At 69.0% G+C, this 19,375-nt stretch carries 16 protein-coding genes; 9 read left to right on the top strand and 7 right to left on the bottom strand.

Translation table 11 applies throughout. From position 1 onward, the window contains the following. Window positions 1-23: 23 nt before the first annotated feature. Window positions 24-1,307: a threonine ammonia-lyase IlvA gene (gene ilvA, locus ACZ5IQ_RS18210; RefSeq protein WP_212813916.1), complete on the top strand. Its 1,284-nt coding sequence runs from the start codon at window positions 24-26 to the stop codon at window positions 1,305-1,307. Here ilvA and treZ read toward each other — a convergent pair. From treZ to ACZ5IQ_RS18190, 4 genes are read right to left on the bottom strand one after another with little or no spacing between them, the layout of a single operon-like run. Next, a complete protein-coding gene (treZ, locus tag ACZ5IQ_RS18205) occupies window positions 1,304-3,022 on the bottom strand; it encodes a malto-oligosyltrehalose trehalohydrolase (protein ID WP_212813918.1) in 1,719 nt (572 codons plus the stop codon). The two genes, ilvA and treZ, sit on opposite strands and share 4 nt — an antisense overlap. Continuing rightward, window positions 3,015-5,288, bottom strand: coding sequence for a malto-oligosyltrehalose synthase (treY, locus tag ACZ5IQ_RS18200; RefSeq protein ID WP_212813920.1), 2,274 nt, complete (start codon window positions 5,286-5,288; stop codon window positions 3,015-3,017). Before treY ends, treZ begins: the two co-directional genes overlap by 8 nt. Then, complete coding sequence (gene glgX / locus ACZ5IQ_RS18195; RefSeq protein WP_212813922.1) at window positions 5,288-7,411, bottom strand: glycogen debranching protein GlgX; 2,124 nt, start codon at window positions 7,409-7,411, stop codon at window positions 5,288-5,290. Before glgX ends, treY begins: the two co-directional genes overlap by 1 nt. Before the next feature lie 9 nt (window positions 7,412-7,420). Next, window positions 7,421-9,574 (bottom strand): acyltransferase family protein, encoded by a 2,154-nt coding sequence (locus ACZ5IQ_RS18190; RefSeq protein WP_212813924.1) that lies wholly within the window; start codon window positions 9,572-9,574, stop codon window positions 7,421-7,423. A gap of 112 nt (window positions 9,575-9,686) precedes the next feature. Between ACZ5IQ_RS18190 and ACZ5IQ_RS18185 the strand changes: the two genes are divergently transcribed. From ACZ5IQ_RS18185 to ACZ5IQ_RS18170, 4 genes are read left to right on the top strand one after another with little or no spacing between them, the layout of a single operon-like run. Then, window positions 9,687-10,979, top strand: coding sequence for an adenosylmethionine--8-amino-7-oxononanoate transaminase (locus tag ACZ5IQ_RS18185; RefSeq protein ID WP_212813926.1), 1,293 nt, complete (start codon window positions 9,687-9,689; stop codon window positions 10,977-10,979). A gap of 38 nt (window positions 10,980-11,017) precedes the next feature. Further along, the gene (locus ACZ5IQ_RS18180; protein ID WP_212813928.1) at window positions 11,018-12,160 is read left to right on the top strand and encodes an 8-amino-7-oxononanoate synthase; all 1,143 of its coding nucleotides are present in this window, start codon (window positions 11,018-11,020) and stop codon (window positions 12,158-12,160) included. Further along, window positions 12,157-12,849, top strand: coding sequence for a dethiobiotin synthase (gene bioD / locus ACZ5IQ_RS18175; RefSeq protein WP_212813930.1), 693 nt, complete (start codon window positions 12,157-12,159; stop codon window positions 12,847-12,849). The genes ACZ5IQ_RS18180 and bioD overlap by 4 nt, the downstream gene beginning before the upstream one ends. 1 nt (window position 12,850) lies before the next feature. Continuing rightward, window positions 12,851-13,360: a 2'-5' RNA ligase family protein gene (locus tag ACZ5IQ_RS18170; protein WP_212813932.1), complete on the top strand. Its 510-nt coding sequence runs from the start codon at window positions 12,851-12,853 to the stop codon at window positions 13,358-13,360. A 201-nt stretch (window positions 13,361-13,561) separates the two neighbouring features. On the opposite strand, the gene ACZ5IQ_RS18165 is transcribed toward ACZ5IQ_RS18170, so the two are convergent. Then, window positions 13,562-14,149: a TetR family transcriptional regulator gene (locus ACZ5IQ_RS18165; protein WP_212813934.1), complete on the bottom strand. Its 588-nt coding sequence runs from the start codon at window positions 14,147-14,149 to the stop codon at window positions 13,562-13,564. A gap of 61 nt (window positions 14,150-14,210) precedes the next feature. Between ACZ5IQ_RS18165 and bioB the strand changes: the two genes are divergently transcribed. Genes bioB through ACZ5IQ_RS18150 form a run of 3 tightly spaced genes read left to right on the top strand, consistent with a single transcriptional unit; the run spans window position 14,211 to window position 16,137 of the window. Next, window positions 14,211-15,218 (top strand): biotin synthase BioB, encoded by a 1,008-nt coding sequence (gene bioB, locus ACZ5IQ_RS18160; protein WP_020103207.1) that lies wholly within the window; start codon window positions 14,211-14,213, stop codon window positions 15,216-15,218. Window positions 15,219-15,229: 11 nt separating this feature from the next. Next, window positions 15,230-15,469 (top strand): biotin synthase auxiliary protein BsaP, encoded by a 240-nt coding sequence (bsaP, locus tag ACZ5IQ_RS18155; protein WP_212813937.1) that lies wholly within the window; start codon window positions 15,230-15,232, stop codon window positions 15,467-15,469. Then, window positions 15,466-16,137, top strand: coding sequence for a DUF2567 domain-containing protein (locus ACZ5IQ_RS18150; protein WP_212813938.1), 672 nt, complete (start codon window positions 15,466-15,468; stop codon window positions 16,135-16,137). The genes bsaP and ACZ5IQ_RS18150 overlap by 4 nt, the downstream gene beginning before the upstream one ends. Here the strand turns inward: ACZ5IQ_RS18150 and ACZ5IQ_RS18145 are convergent. Then, window positions 16,094-17,422: a lipase family protein gene (locus ACZ5IQ_RS18145; protein WP_212813940.1), complete on the bottom strand. Its 1,329-nt coding sequence runs from the start codon at window positions 17,420-17,422 to the stop codon at window positions 16,094-16,096. The two genes, ACZ5IQ_RS18150 and ACZ5IQ_RS18145, sit on opposite strands and share 44 nt — an antisense overlap. Window positions 17,423-17,513: 91 nt before the next feature. Next, window positions 17,514-18,206 carry an NUDIX hydrolase gene (locus ACZ5IQ_RS18140; protein WP_305798837.1) on the bottom strand — a complete coding sequence of 231 codons (693 nt, stop codon included), beginning with the start codon at window positions 18,204-18,206 and terminating at the stop codon, window positions 17,514-17,516. 364 nt (window positions 18,207-18,570) lie between these two features. Here ACZ5IQ_RS18140 and ACZ5IQ_RS18135 point away from each other — a divergent pair, with 364 nt between their 5' ends. Then, complete coding sequence (locus ACZ5IQ_RS18135; RefSeq protein WP_244872864.1) at window positions 18,571-19,254, top strand: hypothetical protein; 684 nt, start codon at window positions 18,571-18,573, stop codon at window positions 19,252-19,254. Window positions 19,255-19,375 lie beyond the last annotated feature (121 nt).

The raw sequence follows: 19,375 nt of genomic DNA, 5'->3' as shown, positions 1-19,375 counted from the left end.
CACCGAGATGACACCATTAGACGGTGTCTGCCGAGCTGAGCCAGGGAACCCACAGGACGTCGCCGCTTGCCGCGGCCGACATCGATGCGGCTGCCCGGCGAATTTCCTCGGTGGTCACCCGCACCCCGCTGCAGTACAGCGATCGGCTGTCGGCGCTGACCGGCGCCCAGGTGTACCTCAAGCGTGAGGACCTGCAGGCGGTGCGCTCGTACAAACTGCGGGGTGCCTACAACCTGCTGATGCAGCTCTCCGACGAGGAGAAGGCCGCCGGCGTGGTGTGCTCGTCGGCGGGCAACCACGCCCAGGGTTTCGCGCTGGCCTGCCGCTCGATGGGTGTGCACGGCCGCGTCTACGTCCCGGCCAAGACCCCCAAACAGAAGCGGGACCGCATCCGCTACCACGGCGGTGACTTCATCGAGCTGATCGTCGGCGGCGCCACCTACGACCTGGCCGCCGAGGCCGCGCTCGAGGACGTCGCCCGGACGGGGGCCACGCTGGTCCCGCCGTACGACGACCTGCGCACCATGGCCGGGCAGGGCACCATCGCCGTCGAGATCCTCGAGCAGCTGGACGGCGAGCCCGACCTGGTGATCGTGCCGGTCGGCGGCGGCGGCTGCATCAGCGGCATCACCACCTACCTGACCGCGCACACCAAGGCGACCGCCGTGCTCGGCGCCGAGCCCGCCGGTGCGGCGTCGATGATCGCGGCGCTGGCCAAGGGCGAGCCGGTCACGCTGGAGCACGTCGACCAGTTCGTCGACGGCGCGGCGGTGGCGCGGGCCGGGGAGCTGACCTACGCGGCGCTCGCCGCGGCCGGCGACATGGTGTCGGTGACGACCGTCGACGAAGGCGCGGTGTGCACCGCGATGCTCGACCTGTACCAGAACGAGGGCATCATCGCCGAGCCCGCGGGCGCGCTGTCCGTGGCGGCGTTGATGGAGAACGGTGTCGAGGCCGGCTCGACGGTCGTGTGCCTGATCTCCGGTGGCAACAACGACGTCTCGCGCTACGGCGAGGTGCTCGAGCGGTCACTGGTGCACCTGGGTCTCAAGCATTACTTCCTGGTGGACTTCCCGCAGGAGCCCGGCGCGCTGCGGCGGTTCCTGGACGAGGTGCTCGGGCCCAACGACGACATCACCCTGTTCGAATACGTCAAGCGCAACAACCGGGAGACCGGCGCGGCGCTCGTCGGCATCGAACTCGGGTCGGCCGCCAACTTCGACGGACTGCTCGAGCGGATGCACAATTCGGGCATCCACGTGGAGCCGTTGGAGCCGGGGTCACCGGCGTACCGTTACCTGACCTAGGGGCGTCGACGGAGGACCGCGAAGCTGTGGCCGGGCAGTGTCGTGGCGGTTGTCCCGATCTGAGGCTCGGCCGAGGACAGGACCGACTCACCGGTGACGGGTACGGCAACGGGCTGTTCGCCGAGGTTGCACGCCACGGCGAACGCACCACGATGCATCACGATCCAGCGGTCGGCCTCGTCGAACTCGACGCGCAGGTGGTCCAGCCACGGGTCGGCGAAGTCGGGTTCGGTGCGCCGCAACGTGATCAGGTCGCGGTAGAGCTGCAGCAGGCGGGCGTGCTCGCCGGTGCCGACCTCGTCCCAGTCGAGTTTGGAACGCTGAAACGTCGCCGGATCCTGCGGATCGGGGATGTCGTCGGCGGCCCAGCCGTGATCGGCGAACTCGGCCTTGCGGCCCTCGGCCGTCGCGCGCGCGAGTTCGGGTTCGGGATGTGAACTGAAGAACTGGAACGGTGTCGACGCGCCCCACTCCTCGCCCATGAAAAGCATTGCCGTATAGGGCGATCCGAGGACCAGCGCGGCCTTGATCGCCAGCTGCCCGAAGTCGAGGTTCTGCGACGGGCGGTCACCGATCGCCCGGTTGCCCACCTGGTCGTGCGTGCAGGTGTAGGCCAGCAGCCGGGTGGCCGGAATGCTCGTGGTGTCCAGCGCCCGGCCGTGGCGCCGGCGGCGGAACGACGAGTAGGTGCCGGCGTGGAAGAAGCCGCGGGCCAGGGTGGTGGCGAGCGTCTGCATCGACCCGAAATCGGCGTAGTAGCCCTGTCGTTCTCCGGACACCGCGGTGTGGATGGCGTGGTGGATGTCGTCGTCCCACTGGGCGGCGAGTCCGTAGCCGCCCTGGTCCCGCGGGGTGATCAGCCGCGGGTCGTTGAGGTCGCTTTCGGCGATCAGTGCCAGTGGGCGGCCGAGTTCGGTTGCCAGCGCATCGGTTTCGGCGGCCAGCTCTTCCAGCAGGTGAACGGCTGTGGTGTCGACCAGCGCGTGTACCGCATCCAGCCGCAGGCCGTCGATGCCGAAGTCCCGCATCCAGCGCAGGGCGCAGTCGATGATGTACCGGCGCACCGGATCGGAGTCGGCGGCGGCGATGTTGATCGCCTCGCCCCACGGCGTCCGGCCCACGGTCAGGTACGGCCCGAACTTGGGTAGGTAATTCCCCGATGGGCCGAGGTGATTGAACACCGCGTCGAGCAGCACGCCCAGGCCCCGCTGGTGGCAGGCGTCGACGAAGCGCACGAGACCCGAAGGGCCGCCATAGGGTTCGTGCACGGCGTACCACAGCACGCCGTCGTAGCCCCAGCCGTGACTGCCGCTGAAGGCGTTGACCGGCATGAGTTCGACGAAGTCCACGCCGAGGCCGACGAGGTGGTCCAGCCGTTCAATGGCGGCGTCGAACGTGCCGGCCGGGGTGAACGTGCCGACGTGCAGTTCGTAGATCACCGTGCCGTCGATGGTGCGGCCGGGCCAGGGGGCCGGCGGCGCGGGCGTCCACAGCTGTGAAAGTCCGTGTACGCCATCAGGTTGCCGCGGCGAGCGGGGGTCGGGCAGCGGTTCGGAGTCGTCGACGACGAAGCCGTAGCGGGCGTCGGCCGGCACGTCGACGGTGACGCGCCACCACCCGTCGTCGGAGCGGGTCATGGGGTAGCGGGCCCCGTCGGCGTCGAGAGTCACGTTGTCGGGTGTGGGCGCCCAGACCGAGAATTCGTGGTCAGCCACGGGCTTTCTCCAGAAGTACGCCCGGCAGTTCGGCGAACAGTGCGTCGGCGGTGACGGTGCCCGACCAGGTGCGGCCGGTCAGCCGGTCGGTCCAGTCGCCGGCGGGCAGTGCGAGAGTGGTTTCGGCGCAGTCGGATTCGTCGAGCTTGAGTGTCCAGCGGGGGACGACAACCAGGACATCGGTACCCCGCTGGAACGCGATCACGTGGTCGGCGGCGGGACCGTCGGCGGTGACGGGCGTGTACTCGCCCGACAGGTACGTCGCCGGCCGCTCCCGGCGTGACCGCAACGCTGCCGCGACGACCCGAATCTTGGGGTGGTGCAAGGTGTCGAGCTCACTCTGTCGGAGAGCGAAATCCACCGGACGGCGATTGTCGGGGTCCACCAGGCTGTCGTCGAAGAGTTCGGTGCCCTGGTAGATGTCGGGGATGCCCGGCACCGTCAGCGCGAGCAGCTTTTGCGCGACGGCGTCGCAACGTGCGGCCTCGTCGAGCTGACCGACGAACGTGGTGACCTCGCCCGCTATCGGCCCGTCGATCAGCGCATCGATCCAGTCGTGGACAGCATCTTCGAACTCGCGGTCCGGCTGTTCCCAATTGGTGTGCAGCTCGGCTTCGCGGATCGCCTTCTCCGCATAGGAGTGCAGCCGCGCGCGGACGGTGTCTCCGACTTCGCCGGCGGCCGGCCACACGCCGATGATGTTCTGCCACAGGAACAATCCGGTGCCCTCGTCGGGCGGCACGCACACCGTGTTCCAGCGGTTCACGCGCTGGGCCCATGGCTCCGCGCACTGGGACAGCACCGTGATGCGGGCCCGCACATCCTCGCCGCGTTTGGTGTCGTGGGTGGACAGCGTCACCATGGTCGTCGGCCAGTCGCGGGCGCGCGCGGCGGCGCGCTGGTGAAACTCGGCCGTGCTCATCCCGAATCGTTCCGGTGTGCCACCGACCTCGTTCAGCGACACCAGCCGAGCGTCACGGTAGAACAGGGTGTCCTCGATCGCCTTGGCCGTCGTCGCACCGCACAACTGCTGCAACCGGGCCGCCGGTTCGGGCTGCTCGAGTGCGGTGACGACCAGTTGCAGAGCCGATGCCAGTTCTGGTGCCGCTTCGATGGTTTCGTTGATGGCCTCGGGCAGCACCGCGGACAGCACCCGATAGTCGGTGCGATACACGCCGACGCGGCTGACCAGTTGGGCGATGGCAGTCGGTAGGGCCGGATCGTCGGCCCCGGCTGCCCGCACGATCGCGCGATGCAGCCGGGCCAGTTCGCTCGCCAGCGTCTCGGTGGCGACCCTGATCTTGAGTTCCGCGGCATCGGAACGGGTTTCGCGGGCCAGCTCGGTGAGCGTGGCGGCCCCGTCCGGGTCGACGAAGAGTCCGCCGATTTCCCGTAGCGCGTCATAGCCGGTGGTGCCCGCGATGGGCAGGCCGGGGTCCAGCGGCTCGTCGGCGGCCAGGATCTTCTCGGCGACGATCCAGGCGTCGTCTCCGGCCAGTTCGCGCAGCCGGGCGAGATAGCCTGCGGGATCGGTCAACCCGTCGATGTGGTCGACCCGCAGCCCGTCCACCAGGTGCTCGCGGAACCAGCGCCCGATCTCGGCGTGGCTGGCGTCGAACACGTCGAGGTCCTCTTGGCGCACCGCCGCCAGCGAGGTGATGGAGAAGAACCGTCGGTAGCCACAGGAGCCGGACTGCCAGCCCGTCAGCCGGTACGCCTGCCTGGCGTAGACCTCGGCGGCTGTGCCCGTGCCGGTGCCGGGACGGATCGGCCAGGTCCGGTCACCCAGTCGCAGCACGTCACCGTCGACGGCGAGATCGTCGACGTCAGAGTCGGAACCCAGCACCGGCAACACGATTCGGCCGTCGGGGTCCAGGTCCCAGTCGATGTCGAAGTACCGGGCGAAGCGCGATGCCTGGCCGTGGGTCAAGACGTCCCACCACCATGGATTCTGCTCGGGCTGTTCGACGCCGACGTGGTTCGGCACGATGTCGATGACGAGCCCCATGCCGCGCGCCCGCGCCGCGGCGGACAGCCGGGAAAAGCCCTCTGGCCCGCCGAGTTCCGCCGACACCGCGGTGGGGTCGGTGACGTCGTAGCCGTGCGTCGAGCCGGTCACGGCGGTCAGGACCGGCGAGAGATACAGGTGCGAGACGCCGAGATCGTCGAGGTAGGGCAGTAGCGCCACCGCCTCGTCGAAAGTCATTCCGTCGCTGCGCATCTGCAGCCGGTACGTGGCGACTACGGGCGAGACCGGCACTGTCATCACGCCGTCTTACGCAACACCAGTAGTGAACGGGCCTGCAGGGAGATCGTCTCACCGGCGGCGGCCACCAGTTCGGTGTGGCCGTGTGGGTCCGCGGTGTCCAGCGCCGCCGCCCAGCTCGCTCCGTAGTCCGCGCCGGGAATCACGAAATCGAGTGCCTCGTCGTGGGCGTTGAAGCACAGCAGGAACGAGTCGTCGGTGACCCGTTCACCGCGGGCGTTGGGTTCGGGTATCGCGTCGCCGTTGAGGAACACCGTGATGCTCTTGCCGAAGCCGGAATCCCAGTCCTCGAGCGTCATCTCGTCGCCGGCGGGGGTCAGCCAGGCGATGTCGCGCACCTGCCCGGTGCTGCGCACCGGCTGCCCGGCCAGGAACCGGCGGCGCCGGAACACCGGGTGCTTGCGCCGGAACGCCACCACGGTGCGGGTGAATTCCAGCAGCGCCGCGTTGGTCTCGCACATGGTCCAGTCCATCCACGACAGTGGGTTGTCCTGGCAGTAGACGTTGTTGTTGCCCTGCTGGGTGCGCCCGATCTCGTCACCGTGACTGATCATCGGGGTGCCCTGCGACAGCATCAGCGTCGCGAAGATGTTGCGGCGCTGCCGCTCCCGCAGCTCGAGGATCTCGGGGTCGTCGGTCGGGCCCTCGACACCGCAGTTCCAGGAGCGGTTGTGGCTCTCGCCGTCCCGGTTGTCCTCGCCGTTGGCCTCGTTGTGCTTCTCGTTGTAGGACACCAGGTCGGTCAGCGTGAAGCCGTCGTGGCAGGTGACGAAGTTGATGCTCGCACTCGGCCGCCGGCCGGTCGCCTCGTACAGGTCCGAGGAACCGGTCAGCCGCGAGGCGAACTCGCCCAGGGTCGCGGGCTCGCCCCGCCAATAGTCGCGCACAGTGTCGCGGTATTTCCCGTTCCACTCGGTCCACAAACCTGGGAAGTTGCCGACCTGGTAGCCGCCCTCGCCGACATCCCACGGCTCGGCGATCAGTTTCACCTGGCTGATCACCGGATCCTGTTGCACCAGATCGAAAAACGCCGAGAGGCGGTCCACGTCGTAGAACTCCCGGGCCAGCGTGGAGGCGAGGTCGAACCGGAAGCCGTCGACGTGCATCTCCAGTACCCAGTACCGCAGCGAATCCATGATCAGCTGCAGGGTGTGGGGGTGGCGGGCGTTGAGGCTGTTGCCGGTGCCGGTGAAGTCCTTGTAGAGCGAGAGGTCGTCGTCATCGAGCCGGTAGTAGGCGGCGTTGTCGATGCCGCGGAAGTTCAGCGTCGGGCCGAGGTGGTTGCCTTCGGCGGTGTGGTTGTAGACCACGTCGAGAATGACTTCGATGCCGGCTTCGTGGAACGACTTCACCATGGTCTTGAACTCGGCGACGGCGCTGCCGGCGTGCTGGTTCCACGAGTACTGGTAGTGCGGCGCGAAGAAGCCGAACGTGTTGTAGCCCCAGTAGTTTCGCAGCCCCAGGTCCAGTAGCCGGTGGTCGTGCAGGAACTGGTGCACCGGCATCAGCTCGATGGCGGTGACGCCGAGCGACCGCAGATGCTCGATGATCGCCGGGTGGGCGAGTCCGGCGTAGGTGCCGCGCAGTTCCTCGGGGATCGCCGGGTGCGTCTGCGTCATGCCCTTGACGTGGGCCTCGTAGATCACCGTCTCGTGGTACGGCGTTCGGGGCAGCCGGTCGTTGTCCCAGTTGAAGAACGGGTTGATCACCACGCTGGTCATGGTGTGCCCCAGCGAATCAACGCCTGCGGGTTCGCCGGTGGCCGACGGCTCGGCCAGATCGTACGAGTACAGCGCCTGGCCGAAGTCGAAGTCGCCGTGGAAGGACTTGCCGTAGGGGTCGAGCAGCAGCTTGCTCGGATCGCAGCGGTGTCCGTTCGCGGGGTCCCACGGCCCGTACACCCGGAATCCGTAGCGCTGCCCGGGCGTCACGGCCGGCAGGTAGCAGTGCCACACGTAGCTGTCGACCTCGTCGAGGTTGACGCGTTCCTCGGTGCCGTCCTTCGCGATCAGGCACAGCTCGACGCGCTCGGCGACTTCCGAGAACACCGAGAAATTGGTGCCGGAACCGTCGTAGGTCGCACCGAGGGGATAGGCGCTACCCGGCCAGACGCCAACAACCATGAAGGCAGCTCACCACCAGCCGGTGGCAGCCCCGACCTGGCGGCCGAGTTCGGCGGTCATGGTGCGCATGTAGGTGGCGGACAGGTGATGAGAGTCGTGGTACAGCAACACATTTCCCTCCACAGCGCGGCAGATGTCAGGGCGGCACACCGCGTCACTCATGTCGAGCGGTTTCAACAGTGGGAACTGCGCGACGAAATCGAGGGTCGGGTTGTGGTCGGACAGTACCTCGGAGCGGGCGATGCCGCAGGACGTCGAATTGCCGCCGCTGGCAAGGCAGTCGGCCGGGAAGAACGGCTTACCGTCCCGGACCAGCCACGGAGTGTCACGCATGGCCAGAATCGGGATGTTCGCATCGGACAGGCGCTGCCAGATACCGATGTACGTGCCGGGCATCACGTCACCGGACTTGATGTTCCAGGGGCGTGTCGAGGTGGTGAAGACGAAGCTCGGGTGGTCGGCCACCAGCTTCGGCATGACGAGTTCGTTCCACTCGTAGCACTTCGGGTATGGCCGGTTGTCGCCCATCACCAGTGGGTTCTGCTCGGTCGACAGTGGGCAGCCCATCTTCAGATAGGTGACGACCTTGAAGTGATACCGCTTGCCGAGCAGGTCCAGCGCCGTGATCCAGTGTTCGGCGTGCGAGCCGCCGGCCAGCGCCACGGTGCGCGTGGCCGCGGTGTCGCCGTACGAGCAGTTGCGGATCGACAGGTCGTCGAAGTCGGCGATACAGCTGTCGGCCGTCGTGGCCGGCACGTCGTCCTTGGCCTCGAGCACCGTCGGGCGGAAGGGCAGTTTGGGCACCTTCAGATGGCGCAGCAGTGAGCGCGCTCCCGGGTAGTCGACGGGGTTGAGCGTGGCGAGTTCCTTGCCGTTGGCCCGCTCGATGTTCATGTGCTCGCGCCAGGTGAAGGCCGTCGCGGTGAGCGTCACGCCCATCACCGCGACAAGCGTCCCCAGCACCGCGGTGGGCCGCCGCAGCCCGGCGAATCCGGGTGAACCCGCCGTCGACGGCCGGCGCAGCGGGTTCTCCACGTAGCGGGTGGTGAGCCACGCCAGCACCCCGGAGACGAGTAGCACGGCGGTGCCGTCGACGAAGTGGGCCCGGCTGTGGCCGCTGTAGGCCAGCCAGAAGATCAGCAGCGGCCAGTGCCAGAGATACAGCGAGTACGCCATGGTGCCCAGCGACAGGAACGGGCCGGTGGCCAGGAGCCGGTTCGGCGCCGGCAGCCGCTCGGTGTGATTTGCGGCACTGAGGATGAAAAGCATGGTCGCGCCGACCGGAACCAGCGCCCACGGGCCGGGGAATTCCCGCACGCCGTCGATCAGGGCGCCGCACGACAGGATCGCCGCCAGCGCGACGGCCGACACCACGTTGCGCAGCCACATCGGCCACCGGACGGACGGCACCAGCGCGCCGACGAGAGCGCCGAGCAGCAGCTCCCAGGCCCGGGCGAAGCTGTCGTAGTAGGCGCTGACCTGGTCGGCCTGGTGCGCGAAGATCGCGTAGACGAACGACGCGACGGTCAGCACGCTGAGCAGCGCGATGAAGGCCGGCCGGAGCCGGTCGCCGAGCCTGCGCCGGAACAGGTAGGCGAAGCCGAAGATCAGCGCCAGGAACGCGACGTAGAACTGGCCCTGCACCGACATCGACCAGAGGTGCTGCAGCGGGCTGACGGATTCGCCGGCGCGCAGGTAGTTCGACGCGGTCTCGGCGAGTTCCCAGTTCTGGTAGTAGCCCAGGCTGGCCAGGCTCTGGTCGGCGAACGTCTCCCAGCGGGTCTGGGGCTGGATCACGATGGTCAGCACGGCGCCGGCGGCGAGCACGACGATGAGCGCCGGCAGCAGGCGACGGACCAGGCGGCGCAGCTGCGGACCGGGGGACAAGGGCGCATCCGGCGTCAGCGCGATCCGCAGGAGTTTGCCGCCGAAGAAGAAGCCGGACAGCGCAAGGAAGACGTCGACACCGCCGGAGACGCGGCCGAACCACACGTGAAAGGCCGCGACCATGGCGATGGCGATGCCGCGCAGGCCGTCCAGGTCGTGGCGGTAGAACGCGCTCGGCGCATTGCCCGCCGTGGCGTCCGCACCGCTGTCGGTGACGCGCGCGGCGTTGCCCGACCCGGGCTGCGACGCCGGCCGCGGTGCTGCAAGAGTCGTCATGGTCGGATGTCAATCTACCCAAGATCCAGGCCACGTTCATGTAACGGCGAGTCGCCCGCGTGCTGAGCACGCCCGTTTCGACGTGCTCGGCGGGCGATTAGGCTCGGTCCTCGTGCCAGCGCTGAACCCTGCCGAAATCTCGGCGATCGACACCGCCCACATCTGGCATCCGTACAGCACCATCGGCGCCGAGGCTTTGCCGGCGGTGGTTGCCACCGAGGCGCACGGCATCATGCTGACCCTCATCCACGAGGGCCGGCCGGTGCAGGTCATCGACGCGATGAGCTCGTGGTGGACGGCGGTGCACGGGCACGGGCATCCGGTGCTCGACGCCGCGATCACCCGGCAGCTGAGCCGCATGAACCACGTCATGTTCGGCGGCCTCACCCATGAGCCCGCGGCGCGCCTGGCGCAGCTGCTCGTCGAGATCACCCCGGCCGGTCTCGACACGGTGTTCTTCTCGGACTCCGGTTCGGTCTCCGTCGAGGTCGCCGCCAAGATGGCGCTGCAGTACCAGCGCAGCCGCGGCCTTCCCGGCCGGCACAAGCTGATGACGTGGCGCGGCGGCTACCACGGCGACACCTTCACCCCGATGAGCGTGTGCGACCCCGATGGCGGCATGCATTCGATCTGGACCGATGTCCTGATGCCCCAGATCTTCGCGCCGCGGGTGCCCACGGAGTTCGACCCGGCCTACGTCGCGGCCTTCGAGACCCAGCTGGCCGCCCATGTGGATGAGCTCGCAGCCGTCATCGTCGAGCCCGTTGTCCAGGGCGCCGGCGGCATGCGGTTCCACGACCCGCGGTACCTGACGGCGTTGCGCGACATCTGCACCCGGCACGACGTGCTGTTGATCTTCGATGAGATCGCGACCGGTTTCGGGCGGACGGGTGAGCTGTTCGCCGCGGACCACGCCGGCGTCAGCCCCGACATCATGTGCGTCGGCAAGGCGCTGACCGGTGGCTATGTGACGCTGGCGGCGACGCTGTGCACCGCCGAGATCGCGCGGGTGATCAGCTCGGGGGAGCCGGGAGCCCTCATGCACGGGCCGACGTTCATGGCCAACGCGTTGGCGTGCGCGGTGTCGGTGGCGGCCGTCGAGCTGCTGTTGAGCGAGGACTGGAAGACGCGCGTGGCGACCATCGCGGACGGGCTGCGGCGCGGCCTGGCACCGGCCGCCGACCTGCCGTCTGTCGCCGACGTGCGCGTGTTGGGCGCCATCGGCGTCGTCGAGATGCGCGAGCCCGTGGACATGCCGCTGGCCACCGTCACCGCGATCGAGCACGGGGTGTGGCTGCGGCCCTTCGGGAAGCTGCTGTACGTGATGCCGCCGTTCATCTGCACGCCCGACGAGATCGACCAGGTCACCTCTGCTGTGGTCGCCGTTGCCCGTGCGTTAACCTGAACACCGTTCAATTGCACTGGAGTCAGGAGAGCGCGCCGATGACCGATCACTCGCCGCTGGCCTGGCTCGCCGATGTCGAACGCCAGCGCCGGGCCGCGGGGCTGCGCCGGTCGCTGCGGGTCCGGCCCGCGGTGGCCACCGAACTGGACCTGGCGTCCAACGACTATCTCGGTCTGACGCAGCATCCCGACGTCATCGCGGGCGGCGTGACGGCGCTGCACACCTGGGGCGCGGGTTCCGGCGGATCGCGCCTGGTCACCGGCAACACCGAACTGCACGAGGAGTTCGAGGCCGAGCTGGCCGGCTTCATGGGCGCCGAGTCGGCGCTGGTGTTCTCGTCCGGCTACACCGCCAACATCGCGGCGGTGGCGGCGCTGTCGGGGCCGGGCTCACTGGTGGTGTCCGACGCCTACAGCCACGCCTCACTCGTGGACGCCTGTCGGCTGTCCCGAGCCCGTGTGGTGGTGTCCCCGCACAACGACGTCGGCGCCGTCGAGACCGCGCTGGTGAGCCGGTCCGAGGAGCGGGCCGTCGTGATCACCGATTCGGTGTTCTCCACCGACGGTGCCCTCGCGCCCTTGCGTGCCCTGCATGAGGTCTGCCGGCGGCACGGCGCGCTGCTGATCGTCGACGAGGCCCACGGTCTCGGCGTGCGCGGCACGGGCGGCCGCGGCCTGGTGCACGAGGTCGGCCTGGCCGGCGAGCCCGACATCGTGGTGACGACGACGCTGTCCAAGTCGCTGGGCAGCCAGGGTGGCGCGGTGCTCGGGCCCGCCGCGGTGCGGGCGCACCTCATCGATGCCGCGCGCACGTTCATCTTCGACACCGGTCTGGCTCCGGCCGCCGTCGGCGCCGCCCAGGCTGCGCTGCACGTCCTCATCGCCGAGCCCTGGCGGGCGCAGGCCGTGCTGACGCACGCCGCGACGCTGGCCCGGTTCGGCGGCGCCGTCCACACGCCCGATTCGGCCGTCGTCTCGGTGATCCTGGGCGACCCCGAGGTCGCGCTGGCCGCGGCGTCGGCATGCCTGGACCGCGGGGTCCGGGTCGGCTGCTTCCGGCCCCCGTCGGTGCCGGTCGGCACCTCGCGCCTGCGTCTGACGGCGCGCGCGTCGCTCGACGACACCGAACTGGATTTGGCCGGGCGGGTGCTCGGCGAGGTGCTCGCGCTGGTGCAGTCGTGACGCTGCTGCTGGTCGCCGGGACCGACACCGGCGTCGGCAAGACCATCGCCACCGCGGCGCTGGCCAGTGCCGCCCGCCAGGCCGGTCTGGACGTCGCGGTGTGCAAGGCGGTACAGACCGGCATCTCGCCGGCCGCCGGCCACGGCGATGACGATCTGGCCGAGGTGGGTCGTCTGGCGGACGTCACGTCGCTCGTGCCGGGCTGGCGCTATCCCGAACCGCTCGCGCCCGTCGCGGCCGCCGAATTGGCCGGCATGGAGCTGCCGACGCGCGACGAGCTGGTCGCTCTGGTCCGCAACGTCGACCGGCCCCGTCAGCTGACCCTCGTCGAGGGCGCCGGGGGACTGCTCGTCCAACTCGGTGCCGACGGCACGACGTTGCGCGACCTGGCCGTCGAACTCGGGGCCGCGGTCCTGGTCGTCGTCGCACCGGGCCTGGGCACCCTCAACCACACCGGTCTGACCGTCGAGTCGCTTGCCGCACACGGCATCGCGTGCGCCGGACTGGTGATCGGCAGTTGGCCGCAGGAGCCGGGGCTCGCGGAGTCGTCCAACCGGGGTGCGCTCGAGGACATCGCGCCGGTGCGCGCCGTGCTGCCCGCCGGCGCAGGCCGGTTGTCGACCCGGGACTTCGCTGCCGTGAGCGCGAAAGCGTTTGATCCGCAATGGGTTTCGAGTCTGGTCGGCTGACGTGGTGCACTCGGTCGAGCTGCTGTTCGACCTCGACACCGAGGCCGTGATCAGGCGCGCCTGGGACGATCTGCACGCGGCGGGGATCGCCGCTCAGCCGCCCGCCGCTCGCCCGCACGCCACCTTGTGTGTCGCCCAGCGGATCGACGAGGCGGTGGTGCCGGCGTTGGCCGGTGTCGCCGGGAGGTTCCCGTTCCGGGCCCGTCTCGGCGCCACGCTGGTGTTCGGCCGCTCCGCCGGAGTTCTGGCCCGTCTCGTGGTGCCCAGCGCTGACCTGCTCGACCTGCACGCCGAAGTCTGCGCGCTCGCCGCGCCGTATCTACGGCCGGGTCCCATGCCGCACGCCGAGCCGGGTGACTGGACGCCGCACGTCACCCTCGCGCGTCGCATCCCGCCGGACCGGCTTGCCCGGGCGCTCGGTGTCGCCGGCCGGCCGGCGGAGATCAGCGCCACCGCGACCCGACTGCGGCTGTGGAACGGTGACACCCGCACGGAGATTCTGCTCGGCTGACGTGCCCGTGCCGGCCGGAAATGTGCGTGACGTCTAGCACGAGGCGGTTGCCGCCACTTCGGCTGAAGCCAGGGACTCTTTCAGGCGGCCAGGCGTCCCTGGGTGCAGTGACTCCCGGTGGATGGCCCGCCGATTGAAATCACGTACTTTCCAACGGGATTCGTTTGCGGTCGGGAGTGGGAGTGACCCCGACAGCCCGCCTCAGCCGCGGCGGCTGATGGCGTGGGCCGCGAGCCCGTCGACGAGCAGGCCGAGGCCGAAAGTGAAACGGCCACCGGCATTTTCGGACCACACCGTGTCGCTGTCGGCCACCGTCGCGCCCGCCGCGTCCCACTGGATGCGGGACTGCTCGTCGGCGGTGAAGCCCAGCACGTAGTAGACGATGGTGCGCGCGGCGAGGTCGGCGTCGTGCGCCGTGAGCCCCGATTCGATACAGGCGTCGGTGAGGGCCGCCACGATGCGGCTCAGTTCGGCCGATCGCCCGGCGGAGAAACTGGCCGAGACCAGCTCGGCGCCGTCGGTCGCCGACAGGAGCGCGTCGCGCAGCGCCGAACACAGGCCGACGATGCGGTCCGGCCATTCGCCGCCGGCCGGAACGGTCGCCGCGGTGGCCAGCAGGCGGTCGGCGACGGCGCCCAGCAGCTCCTGCTTGTCGGCGAAATGCCAGTACAGAGCGCCAGGGCTGACGCTCAGTTCACGTGCCAGCCTGCGCATGGTCAGGTCGGCGATCCCGTAGTTGTCCAGGATTTCGGCGGCCTTGGCCACCACGTCGCTTCGGTGCAGTTGCACGTCTGTATCCTAAACACCGTTCAAGTTGTAGGCCGCAGTCGGCCTGAAGTAAGGAGTGCCGATGACTCAGGCCGCGACCGATGTTTTGGGTGTAGCCCGCGAGCAGGTGCTCGAGCGTGGCGAAGGCCTGAGCCAGGAGCAGGTGCTCGAGGTTCTGCAGCTGCCCGACGACCGACTGGAGGACCTGCTGGCCCTCGCGCACGAGGTGCGCATGAAGTGGTGTGGCCCCGAGGTCGAGGTCGAGGGCATCATCAGCCTCAAGACCGGCGGTTGCCCTGAGGACTGCCACTTCTGCTCGCAGTCGGGTCTGTTCGCCTCCCCGGTGCGCAGCGCCTGGCTGGATGTCCCGAGCCTCGTCGAAGCCGCGAAGCAGACCGCCAAGACCGGTGCCACCGAGTTCTGCATCGTCGCCGCGGTGCGCGGGCCCGACGAGCGGCTGCTGGCCCAGGTGGCCGCCGGCATCGAGGCGATCCGCAACGAGGTCGACATCCAGATCGCGTGCTCGCTGGGCATGCTCGATCAGGAGCAGGTCGACCGCCTCAAGGCCATGGGTGTGCACCGCTACAACCACAACCTGGAGACCTCGAAGTCGTACTTCCCCAACGTCGTCACGACCCACACCTGGGAAGAGCGCTGGAAGACGCTGGAGATGGTCCGCGAAGCCGGCATGGAGGTCTGCTGCGGCGGCATCCTCGGCATGGGCGAGACGCTGGAGCAGCGTGCCGAGTTCGCCGCGAACCTCGCGGAGCTGAACCCGCACGAGGTCCCGCTGAACTTCCTGAACCCGCGCCCGGGCACCCCGTTCGGTGACCTCGAGGTGCTGCCGGCGGCCGACGCGCTGCGCGCCGTCGCCGCGTTCCGTCTGGCCATGCCGCGCACCATGCTGCGCTTCGCCGGCGGCCGCGAGATCACGCTCGGCGACCTGGGCGCCAAGCAGGGCATCCTGGGCGGCATCAACGCCGTCATCGTCGGCAACTACCTGACGACGCTGGGTCGCCCGGCCGAGTCGGACCTGGAACTGCTGGACGATCTGCAGATGCCGATCAAGGCACTGAACGCCACCCTGTAGAGCTGGACGTGATGACCAGAGAATTGCCCGCACCCGTCAGTGCCGGCAAGTTCAACGTGTACACCGGTGTCGCGGCGGATGCCGTCGACGGCGACGTCATGCCGACCACGGCTCAGCTCGGTCTGGAGGCGCCCCGCTGGTGCGCCGAATGCGGCCGACGCATGGTGGTGCAGGTACGCCCCGACGGTTGGTGGGCCAAGTGCTCGCGGCACGGGGTGGTGGACTCGAAGGACCTGGAAACTCAACGGTGACTCAGCCCGCTGAAACAGCCTCGGCGCCAACGCTTTCGCATCGCGCCGCGGCGCTGCGGGTCGTCATCGGCCTGGCGCTGACCGGTGCGCTCGGCGGCGTGGTGTGGGCCTTTCTCGCGCCGCCGGTCGACGCCGTCGTTGCGCTGACCAAGAAAGGTCAGCGCATTCACGGCTACTTCGGTGACGAATCGGACCGGGTGTTCCTGGGCGGTGCGTTGGCGGTCGGTCTGCTGACGGTGATCGCCGTCGTGGCCGCGACATTGGTGTGGCAGTGGCGCGCGCATCGCGGGCCGCTGCTGGCCGGCGCGCTGGCGCTCGGCAATGTGGCTGCCGCGGGCGCGCTCACGGGCGTGGGCGCTGTCGTCGCGCATTGGCGTTACGGGACACCGGATCTCGCGGGCGCGCCGTTGTCTCCCGAGCATCGGGTGGGTTACCTCGTCGAGGCGCCGCCGGTGTTCTTCGGCCACTCGCCGTGGGTCATCGCCACGACGCTGATCTTCCCGGCCGGCATCGCCGCGCTGGTCTACCTGTTCTGCACGCTGGCGACCAAGCGCGACGATCTGGGCGCCTGGCCGCCGGTGGAGCCGGCGCCGGTCCGGCTACCGGCCGCCGCCGCTCCGGTGGCTACCGACGCCCAATCGGAAGTCCCAGCAGAACCTTCGTGCTGACGACGCCCAGCTTGAGCAGGCCGAGGTAGGTCGCCGGGTTCAGCAGGGCCGGCCACGAGGTACGCACCGTCGGGCCCAGCGGCTTGCCGTCGAACCGTTCGGCGAGCCAGTTCAGCGTCATCGGCGCGGCCAGCGGGTGCAGCGCGATGTGCTCGCTGAGGATGTCGCGGTGGTAGGTCACGTGCGAGCCGCCCATGACGTAGGTGTCGGTCAGCTCGTCGATGTTGCCGACGGAGATGATCTGGTCGTACACGGCCTGCATGATCAGCAGCGGCGGGGTGGGCGCGGTCTTGCCGAGCTTGATGCTCTCGAAGACGTGCTGCACCTCCGGAGTGTCGAGCACCTCCTGCAGCGGCGACTTCAGCAAGGTGTCGAAGTCGAGTCCGGCGTGCCGCAGCACCGCCTCGCCGGTGGTCATGCCCTCGATGTTGCGCAGCATGGCCTTGCCGGCCTCGGTCGCGTGCTCATGGATGACGCGCTGGAGGCCGGGGTAGATGTGCATGAGGGCGGCGATCACCGTGGCGGGCAGGCCGGCTTTGGAAGTGCCGTTGAGCTGGCGGAACACCTCGGCCAGGTCACCGACCGGCGAGCCGAGGGCAGCGCCGACGACGTTGAGCTCGGGCGCGTAGTTGGCGTATTCCTCCGCGGCCCAGGCGCTGGCGAGGCCACCGCCCGAGTAGCCCCACAGGCCGATCGGCGCGTCGGCGTGCAGGCCGAGTGATTCGGTGTTGATGGCGGCGCGCAGGCCGTCGAGGATGTGGTACCCGGGCTCGTGCGGCGCGCCCCAGATGCCGTCGGTGCCTTCGTGGTCCGGGATGGACACCGCCCAGCCCTGCGCCAGGACCGCGGCGACGAGCATGTACTCGAGCTGCGCGACCGAGCCGAGGGCGCGGGCGCGGCGGCGGAGGGCGTAGGACGGGAAGCAGGCGTCGGAGACGGCGTCGATGGCGCACTGGTACGACACGATGGGGCAGCGCATGTCGGCGTTGTGGCCGACGGGCAGCAGGACGGTGGTCACGGCGGCCTGCGCGCTGCCGCTCAGGTCGGTGCTGCGGTACAGCAGCTGTGTGGCGGTGACGCCCTGGGGGATGACGCCCATGAATCCGAGCTCGACGTCGCGGGACCGCAGGACGGTGCCGGGTGCGGTGAGTTCGAAGCCGACGGGCGGCACGTAGAACGCGTCGTCGCTGGGCCGCAGCGGGCGGATGCCGGACTGGAGTTCCTCGTGGTACGGCTGGCCGATCCACTCGGCGTCGAACGCCCTGGCTGCATTGCCCATGGTCATCGGGAAATCATGTCTTAAGGAACCCTTAAAAACCAATTCCGGCTCGCGAAATGTGGCCGGAAAGTGACCTACGTCACGGTGCGTAGAGTGACTAACTAGGTGGGCGTAGCGCGGCGAACTCGTCGGTGACGCGGTATGTCGAGTCGGTGAACCGGTACAGCGCGGCCGGTCGGCCGCCGCTGCGGCCGGAACGTGCCGTCGTGCCGGTCGGGGTGATGACGCCGCGCCGGGCCAGCACGCGCTGCAGATTGGTCGGATCGACTTGGTGGCCCAGCGTGGCGGCGTAGATGTCCCGCAGGGTGGTGAGGGTGAATTCCTTTGGCGCCAAGGCGAATCCGATGTTGGTGTACGACATCTTGGCGACCAGCCGGGCGTGCGCGTGCGTGATCATCGGGCCGTGGTCGAAGGCCATGGGTGGCAGCGCTGACACTGGATGCCAGCGCGTGTCGCCCGGCAGTTCCGGTGTGGCGGGGGAGGGCACCAGGCCCAGGAAGGTCGACGCGATGGTGCGCGGCCCGGGCACGCGCTTGGGCTCGGAGAAGACCGCGAGCTGCTCGAGGTGCGTCAGTTCGCGCAGGTCGACCTTCTCGGCGAGCTGACGCCGGACGGAACTGACCATGTCTTCGTCGTGCCGCAGCTGACCGCCGGGCAGGGACCACGCGCCGCGTTGCGGCTCCATGGCGCGCTCCCAGAGCAGCACGCTGAGCTGCGGCCTCTTGCTGTCCAGGTCGCGCACCTGGAAGACGACGGCGAGCACTTCATGCGCAGTACCCACATCCGTCACGTTTTCGATTTTAAGTCGAAAACGTGGGAGATCAAAAGTGGCGCACGGGGAGAGGCGGCCGGGCGAAACGGCAATCCCGGCGAGCCAAGGCGCGTGATCTTCGAAAAGAAGAATCTCCACCCAGCCAGTAGACTCACGCTCGATTGCAGCAAAGCTTCGTGTTCGTCGTGCGGGGGAAGGCCGGTGGGCCATGCGCAATGTCGGCATTCGGCCAAGAGACCCGCTGGGGTGGATTTGCACCCTCGCCGAGCTGGGCACACTCGGTCCGCGCCTGCTCGCCAGAAACCACAGGTCCGTTGAGCCGGTCGTCGGCACCGGTGCCGCCAATGTGTCATTGACGAGTTATGGCAAGCGGATTGCCACGGTGTGGCAAACGATCGAGACCATCGGCGCCGGCGCCGTCAAGCCGCGTCGGCTGATTCTGTGGCTCGATGACCGCGACGCGTGCGTCGATCCGCCGGCGACATTGAAGCGGTTGCAGGCACGTGGGCTGGAAATTCGTCATTGCCGCGACTATGGGCCGCACAAGAAGTACTTCCCGTATACCAACGAGGTACTGCCGGACGAACCCGGCCGCACCCTTGTCGCGGCGGACGACGACGTTTACTACCCGCCCACCTGGCTCGCGGAGCTGCTCGCAGCGCACCGGCCCGGCGAGGTCACCGCGTTCCGTGCGCGCATGCGCAGCGACGGTCCGTACCGAACCTGGCCGATGTGCACCACGACCGAAGCCTCCGAGACGGTGTTCGCGACAGGTGTGTCCGGTGTGGCCTATCCGCCGGAACTGCTTGGGGCGCTGCGGGATCGGGGTGAAGCGTTCGCTCACGTGTGCCCCCGGGCGGACGACTACTGGCTGCACTACGCCGCCGTGGCCACGGGCATCCCGATCCGCCAGGTGCGCGATGTCGCGGCGTACTTCTGGCCCATCGTGCTGGTTTCCGCCCGGGGACTGTGGGACGGCAGCGGAGCTGCGAACGACGCCATCGCGGCCCAGACTCGGCAGACCTGGCAGGACTATCGGAATCGTCCCGAGATCGACGCCGAGTGAGGATCGGCCCGGTCATCCGGCGCCGTCTTTGCTGGTAGGGCGGGTGACCGTCAGGCCGGCTGCTGTCGCACGCGGTACACGAAGGTGAACATTCCATGTGCAGTGCTAGTATGTGGCATGT

It is taken from the genome of Mycobacterium toneyamaense, assembly GCF_055384815.1.
This window is presented reverse-complemented; position numbering and strand designations above follow the sequence as displayed.